This window comes from Scopulibacillus daqui (genome assembly GCF_016908855.1).
In the GTDB taxonomy this organism is placed as follows: Bacteria; Bacillota; Bacilli; order Bacillales; family Sporolactobacillaceae; genus Scopulibacillus_A; species Scopulibacillus_A daqui.
Genome location: NZ_JAFBER010000044.1, coordinates 1 through 6,667 on the forward strand (window position 1 = coordinate 1; position 6,667 = coordinate 6,667).

The 6,667-nt window shown below is 35.4% G+C and carries 8 protein-coding genes; 7 read left to right on the forward strand and 1 reads right to left on the reverse strand.

Annotated elements, in window-relative coordinates:
• The 5 genes from JOD45_RS16045 to JOD45_RS16065 all read left to right on the forward strand — a co-directional run.
• Positions 1-684, forward strand: a 684-nt coding sequence (locus JOD45_RS16045) for a hypothetical protein (RefSeq protein ID WP_239549333.1), incomplete at its 5' end; no start/stop codon positions are given.
• A gap of 5 nt (positions 685-689) precedes the next feature.
• Entirely contained in the window at positions 690-974 is a 285-nt protein-coding gene (locus tag JOD45_RS16050; RefSeq protein WP_205004916.1) for a hypothetical protein, read from the forward strand.
• Between the two features lie 163 nt (positions 975-1,137).
• Positions 1,138-1,593 (forward strand): YrhA family protein, encoded by a 456-nt coding sequence (locus JOD45_RS16055; RefSeq protein ID WP_205004917.1) that lies wholly within the window; start codon positions 1,138-1,140, stop codon positions 1,591-1,593.
• Between the two features lie 20 nt (positions 1,594-1,613).
• Positions 1,614-1,970, forward strand: a complete 357-nt coding sequence (locus JOD45_RS16060; RefSeq protein ID WP_205004918.1) for an SMI1/KNR4 family protein — start codon at positions 1,614-1,616, stop codon at positions 1,968-1,970.
• A gap of 212 nt (positions 1,971-2,182) precedes the next feature.
• Complete coding sequence (locus JOD45_RS16065; RefSeq protein WP_205004919.1) at positions 2,183-2,491, forward strand: hypothetical protein; 309 nt, start codon at positions 2,183-2,185, stop codon at positions 2,489-2,491.
• A gap of 35 nt (positions 2,492-2,526) precedes the next feature.
• On the opposite strand, the gene JOD45_RS16070 is transcribed toward JOD45_RS16065, so the two are convergent.
• Positions 2,527-2,808 carry a hypothetical protein gene (locus tag JOD45_RS16070; protein ID WP_205004920.1) on the reverse strand — a complete coding sequence of 94 codons (282 nt, stop codon included), beginning with the start codon at positions 2,806-2,808 and terminating at the stop codon, positions 2,527-2,529.
• A 319-nt stretch (positions 2,809-3,127) separates the two neighbouring features.
• Here JOD45_RS16070 and JOD45_RS16075 point away from each other — a divergent pair, with 319 nt between their 5' ends.
• Together JOD45_RS16075 and JOD45_RS16080 are read left to right on the forward strand one after the other, a co-directional pair.
• Positions 3,128-4,027: an LCP family glycopolymer transferase gene (locus tag JOD45_RS16075; protein WP_338056111.1), complete on the forward strand. Its 900-nt coding sequence runs from the start codon at positions 3,128-3,130 to the stop codon at positions 4,025-4,027.
• Positions 4,028-4,147: 120 nt separating this feature from the next.
• On the forward strand, positions 4,148-6,493 hold the full coding sequence (locus JOD45_RS16080) for a glycoside hydrolase (RefSeq protein ID WP_205004921.1): 2,346 nt from the start codon (positions 4,148-4,150) through the stop codon (positions 6,491-6,493).
• Positions 6,494-6,667: the final 174 nt, after the last annotated feature.

Genomic DNA, 6,667 nt, shown 5'->3' on the forward strand with positions numbered 1-6,667 from the left:
AACCAATCTCTCAGCCTGACAAACAAGATTGTCAAAAAAGCAGGCGACATCCGTCTCCCGCAGGTTTTACAACCGGAATTCGCGGGAATAGGGAAGATGGAAACGACTGTCGGAGATGTAGTTAAGAGTGCCAAAGATACGATGATGAAGGCTGTTGGTAGAGAAGGCGGCGGGAGTACTTCGATTGATTTTAAAGCTAAGAGTATAAATAAAAGCAAAAACCTTTATAGGGGAGATAGCTTATTACATTCTTCTAAAAGACCGAATGGAATAGGTAAGCCGTATATTTCAAGTTCGGGGAATTTAGTTCCGGCAAGTAAGGATGGTTTATATAAAGGTAGGCAAGTAACTGTTACGGAGCATATTCTTGGTGGTTATAGAAAAGGGGCTAAGTCAAATAGTCCTTATATTAGTTTTACTAATAATAAATTTGTGGTTAAGAGTTATGGGGATAACTCAATCGAATTAAATATTGCTGCACTCAGAAAAGCAATACGATCTGGAGATGTAAAAGACATTGTAGTCCTTTCTCCAAAACAAGTTCAAAAGTTGATAGAAAGAGACAGGATGACTTCTGATTTTTGGAAGAAGAGGGCTTATAACTGGACTAAAAGGGATAGAGAATATTTGATAAAAGGTGAAATTCCTAGTCGTTTCATAAAAATTTTGCCCAAGAAGGAGTGATTATTGTGAAGTTATACTTCTTAAATGAATGTTTAGGAGAAATAGAAAATGTTAGTGTTGAAGGTATGTGGATGAATGGGAGGCTTATTTCTAATAAGAACATAGAAAAATTTCAAGACTTTTTTGAAGGTCTAACTGATGAAGAAAACGATTTTATTGAAGAGAATTATAACCAAGAATGGTTAGATGATAGAAACTGGTTTATTATAGATAATGAAAACAAAAAAAGGGGAATATACATTCCGGCAGTTTATTCCGATGGGGATATTAACTGGAGATGGAGAAATTAATATAAAATTGTAATTATAATATACTTAAAATAATCTTGCAACGTATACGAAAAATATTCTCTTTATATTTTTCGTTCATAAGCTTTTATCTTATCTTGGGCAGTATTTAACCTTGATAGATAAGTAGTAAGTGTATAAAGATGGGAAGAGTAATCATGTCGCAATGGAAAGATTTGTTGAAAAAATAGAAAAAAACGAAGAAGAATTTGGAAGTCTCCTTAGACATCCAGCATCAGATTCAGAAATTATAAAAATAAATCAAAATATTCAACAGAAATTTGGAAACATTGTGTTACCTGATTCATATCTTGAATTTCTTAAAATAGTTAACGGAATAGATTTTAATGGATTAGTGATTTACGGTGTTGACAAGTCTTTACTTGATAAAGATGTAGATGTAGATGAAGAGATTAATGGGTTCATTGAGACTAATGAGATTTGGTACGAAAATGAATGGCAAAAACGATATGTGTTTTTTGGTGGTTCTGATGTAGCGTTGTATTGTTATGACACAGAAGAAGGTGTATATGTAGAGTTTGATAAACCATCAGGGACTTTAATGCAAACATTTAACAGTTTTGATTCTATGTTGACTAATGCACTTGAAACAGCTCTATAGCTTTAAAAAGGACTGAAAAAATGAGTAAAGAAAAAATAATAAAAATAATGAAAGACAACAAAGACAAAGATGCAGGTGATTTTACTGGCGGTGTTGATGAAAACACAATAAAGGATCTTGAAAATGTGCTGCAAGTAACTTTACCTAATAGTTATAAATGGTTTCTGGAGGAATATGGTAGTGGCGGAATATACGGTGCAGAAAAGCTTATAGATAATTTAAATGAGGCTTCGGTAATAGAAACTACAAAAGAATATAGAGATGTGGGCTTAGATAAAGACTTAGTTATTATTGAGGATTGTGGAGAGTATATGTACTGTTTAGACACAAGTCAATTGGAAAATGGTGAGTGTCTAGTCGTATCATGGGATCAATAATGATTATAAAGGATATGTGAGTTGATGAGGAAAGTTTAAATAATTGTAGATATATCAAGGTTTTTTAGGTTGAAATTGTATCAGCTTATTTTTACAATGTTTAAAATAAAAATGAAAAAAGGAGCGCCAAAAAGACAAGGTAGATGACTTTTGGCGCTCCTTTTCAGAGGAGTAATGTGAGATAGGAGTCATAAGATAAGGTTTTGAACAAAATGACATACGCGGGGAGATGCGCTATCAAAACGAATTACGCTTATCTTTGTCAAATCTCTAAATTATACTTATATAGAACAAATACAGAAACAGTTACGGCAAGCAAGGGGCATATGATACAGACGATAACTATGGGAGACGGCAGCGGAGAAAGACGACCAATAGTTTGGATATTTTTTTCAAGTGCAAGCAATAGGTATAAAAGAATGGTGCCAGGCAACGGTGTATCGGTATTGTTTTTGACAGATTTGCTTAAGGCATTTAAGGAAGGTCAAGTCTTCTTAAGCCAGGACGGATTTCTTCGTTAATTAGGATTTGAACGAAATGAAGGGCACGCAAAATATCATTGAACGGCAGCGGAGTACAAATGATAGCCAAGCAATTTCGAAAGTGTATTCTTAACATGGAGAGCATCTTTTCCTTCAATAATAGTCAATAACTTTTCATCGCGAAAAGTTAACAAAAACGAAATCAAGCGCGGCAGGTTATTGACTTTGCATGTTTTTCCGCCATTGCCGTAAAAATAAATGTCACAATCAGCGGTTTGATTGAGTTTGTAAAAATACATGATATTATGAATCGTCAGACAATTAGGCTGAAGTTTAAAGGATATGATATTCTTCACTCTTATCCCTCCATCAATTTCATTTGAATCCATTTTAACATATTAAAGCGGAATTTGAAAGCGCTTCCCTTGTTTTGTAATTTTTTTATTCCTGAACTTAATGTCAAACTAATGTAACAAACCATGTATATAGTAAGGGCAAGGAGGATGTTCAAATGAGAAAACGATATCTGGTGTTATCTCTCATCATTGCTGTCATAACATCATATTTCTCAGCTCATTCAACGCCAATCAAACATGTAAACTTGCATGGTATTTTAAAAAACTTTAGTTCATATTTAAAAAAATAAATCAATGATTATAATTGAGGGGAATTAAAGTGAAGAAGGTAATCATAGCTTTAAGTATATTAATAGGATGTATTCTTATCGGATCAGGAACGTATGTCTATGCCTTGTATCATTCCATGAAGGAAACGGCCAGTCAAATGTATCAGCCGGTTGGTTCAAACGGCGCCTCAAATAGTGAAAACACGGGCCGCTCTAAACCGCTTTCCATCTTACTATTAGGTGTTGATGAAAGGCCGAATGATCCGGGAAGGTCAGATACAATGATAGTGATGACTATAAATCCGAAAAACCAAAAACTGCAGATGATAAGTATTCCTAGGGATACTCGCGCTGAAATCGTCGGCAAAGGAAAAGTTGATAAAATCAATAGCGCTTATGCTTACGGCGGCCCGAAAATGGCCATGGATACAGTGAATCAATTCTTAAACATTCATCTCGATCACTACATTAAAATCAATATGCAAGGATTAAAAGATTTAGTTGACAGTGTCGGCGGCATTACAGTTTATAATGATATCAGCTGGCATGACGAGGGGATTTATAAAAAGGGATACTATTATCATAAAGGAAAGCTGCATCTTAATGGTGCGCAGGCGCTTGGGTATGCAAGGATGCGGCACTTAGATCCTAGAGGAGATTTTGGCCGCAATGAGCGCCAGCGGCAAGTCATTATGGCTGTCATCAATAAAGCGGCAAGCGCCCCTTTTACAAAATATAACGATATTCTCAAAGCGATTGGCCATAATGTCCAAACAGATTTAACATTTGATCAGATGAAAGATATTGCTTTGCATGGGCAAAAAGCAAGGAAAAATGTTGTGTCATATGAAATGAAGGGCGACAATGCCTATATTAACGGCATCTATTATTTACTTGTCAGCCAGTCTGAGCGCAATAAAGTCGCGCAAATGATCGAATCAGGACTCTAAAGGATATTATCCGCAGCTGTTGAGACATTCAACAGCTGTTTTTTATTTAATTGTCTATTTGTCACATTCATGTAACAAATCACATTTATAGTTTAAATGAATGAGAGAGGGAGGTTGCAAATGAAGAAAAAAATCAGCCGGTCAGCTATTGCCGCCATTGTTGTCATCATAGCCATAGCTTCATTAGGTTCAATTTACTTAATAAAAAATAACGGCAACAAATCAGTGTCAAAGGAGTCTAAAGTATCTTCTAATTTTAAGTACAGTGATTTCAGTTTTGACGTTAACCCAGAAACATTTGAGATCTTTGTAAAAAAAGATGGGATCAAAGAGGCGGCATCCAATCCGCTGCCAAAAATGAAAGTATCAGACCTTAAGAAAACAAATGATCAGATTTCTTGGCGTTACCCAGATAAAAATATTGAGGTCATGATAAAGAAAAAAGAACATTATTTAGATGTTGATATTAAATCAACCGGCGCTAAACAATTTACATGGCCAAAGGTCAGCGCTGAAAGCTACATGCTGCCTTTATGGGAAGGGAAGTATATACCAAGCGGCGATAAAAATTGGAAAAGGTTTTTGAAGGATAATCAAGATTTTACATTCTCGCAAGACTTTTCAATGAGGTTTTTTGCCTTAAATAAGCAGAAATATTCAATCGTCTATATTGCGAAAAATATGTTTAATGACAACATTCATTTTGATACACACTCAAATATTGCATTTAATTTTAACCATGAGTTCCCATCGATCAATAAAAATAAAGATTATGGATTTAGAATTTATGTATCTAAAAATGATCCTGTGGATATTGCACAAATTTATAAAAACTACATTAAGGAACTAGGACAATTTAAAACTTTAGAAGAAAAGGCCAAAGAAAATCCTAATATTAAGAAATTATACGGTGCACCGCATTTTTACCTTTGGAACAACAACGTGATAACGAAAGACAATATTCACTGGAGAAGCTTGAAAAAGCAATTGAACAGCAAGAGCAAGTTCTTTGACTGGGTTGAACAATTATTAGATAAATATTCAGAGGACGGCTCAAGTGAATTAAAGACTTGCATCCAGCAAATAAAAAATCAAGATTATATCGATGATTATCAAAAGAACGTGATCGTTAACTCGCTGAATAATGCACTTAAGCTAAAACAGTTTTACAATAAAAAGGTCTTTACTGATGTTGATGCTCATGCTAAGAAGCTGCTGAACAAAGGCATAGACCACCTTAGTGAACAAGAGTTATATGATTTAAATAAAAACTTGCTGAAAAATGAACTAAAAGACTCCGTAGACGATATTGAACAATGGGGTCAGAAAGAATCTACTGATATTCTTGAAGACATGAACCATTCAGGCATTAAAAAGGCTTGGATTGGATTGCCGAACTGGGCAAATGGGTTAATGAATCCGAAAATGGTCAAGGAAGCCAATCAGTTAGGCTATTTAATGGCACCTTACGATTCATACCATTCTATTCAAAAGAACGCGAGCCCTGATTGGAACACGGCATCTTTTGAAGATCCGAAATTATACGAAGATGCCACGATTACGGGCAAATACGGCAAAAAGATTGCAGGTTTCTTAGGCAAAGGAAGAAAATTAAATCCAACACTTTCTATGCCAAGCGTTAAAAATCGTGTAAACGGGATATTGCAAGACGGCATTCCTTTTAATTCTTGGTTTGTTGATTGCGATGCGACTGGAGAAGTTTATGACGATTATTCACCGAACCATATCACGACACAGGAACAAGATATGAAAGCCAGACTTAAGCGATTGGATTATATTGCCAAGCAAAAAGATATGGTTGTCGGTTCGGAAGGCGGCAATGACTATGCAAGCCAAGCGATTGCTTTTGCGCATGGAATAGAAACGCCGGTCATTAATTGGGGAGACCCGGACATGAGAGAGAACAAAACAAGTCCATACTATGTTGGCGCTTATTGGTCAAAAGACGGGTCAACGCCTGACAGGTACGGCAAACAAGTGCCAATCAAACCGTTGTACAAGCATATTTACATTGATCCAAAATATAATTTGCCGCTTTATAAATTAGTCTATAACGATTCAGTTATTACAGCGAATCATTGGGAATGGGATAACTTAAAGATAAAAGATGAGGTTGGAAACAGATTGATGTCAGCCTTATTATATAATGTTCCGCCAGTATACCATATCGATAAGACAAGGTGGGCGGACTATAAAGATCTCATTGTTTCGTTCTACAAAACGGCTTCTGACTTTGAGGCCAAGGCTGTAACAAAGCCGATGACAAGCTTTAACATTCTTACAAAGGATCGTTTAGTGCAATCATCGACGTTTGGCAATGACATGAAAGTGGTTGTTAACTTTTCCAATAAAGATTATCATCAAGACGGAGAAGTGATAAAAGCAAAGTCAGCTGTCCTTTATGATGGACATTCAAAAAAGGTGTTTGATGCATCAAAATATTAATGTGAAATATAAAAGGGGCTGTCCAAAAAGTCAGTATAGCTGACTTTTTGGCGCCCCTTTTTCATTTTTTATTTAAAAAGGCTCTACAATATTTGTTGGGGTATAAGAAAAATTAAAACAAAAAAATACACGCAAGCTCCTTAATCCTTTACACTTGAATTGTCCCGAAACAAG

Coding starts and splice junctions, on each gene's coding strand:
- JOD45_RS16055 (WP_205004917.1), top strand. CDS start 1,138: ATGGAAAGATTTGTTGAAAAAATAGAAAAAAACGAAGAAGAATTTGGA.
- JOD45_RS16060 (WP_205004918.1), top strand. CDS start 1,614: ATGAGTAAAGAAAAAATAATAAAAATAATGAAAGACAACAAAGACAAA.
- JOD45_RS16065 (WP_205004919.1), top strand. CDS start 2,183: ATGACATACGCGGGGAGATGCGCTATCAAAACGAATTACGCTTATCTT.
- JOD45_RS16080 (WP_205004921.1), top strand. CDS start 4,148: ATGAAGAAAAAAATCAGCCGGTCAGCTATTGCCGCCATTGTTGTCATC.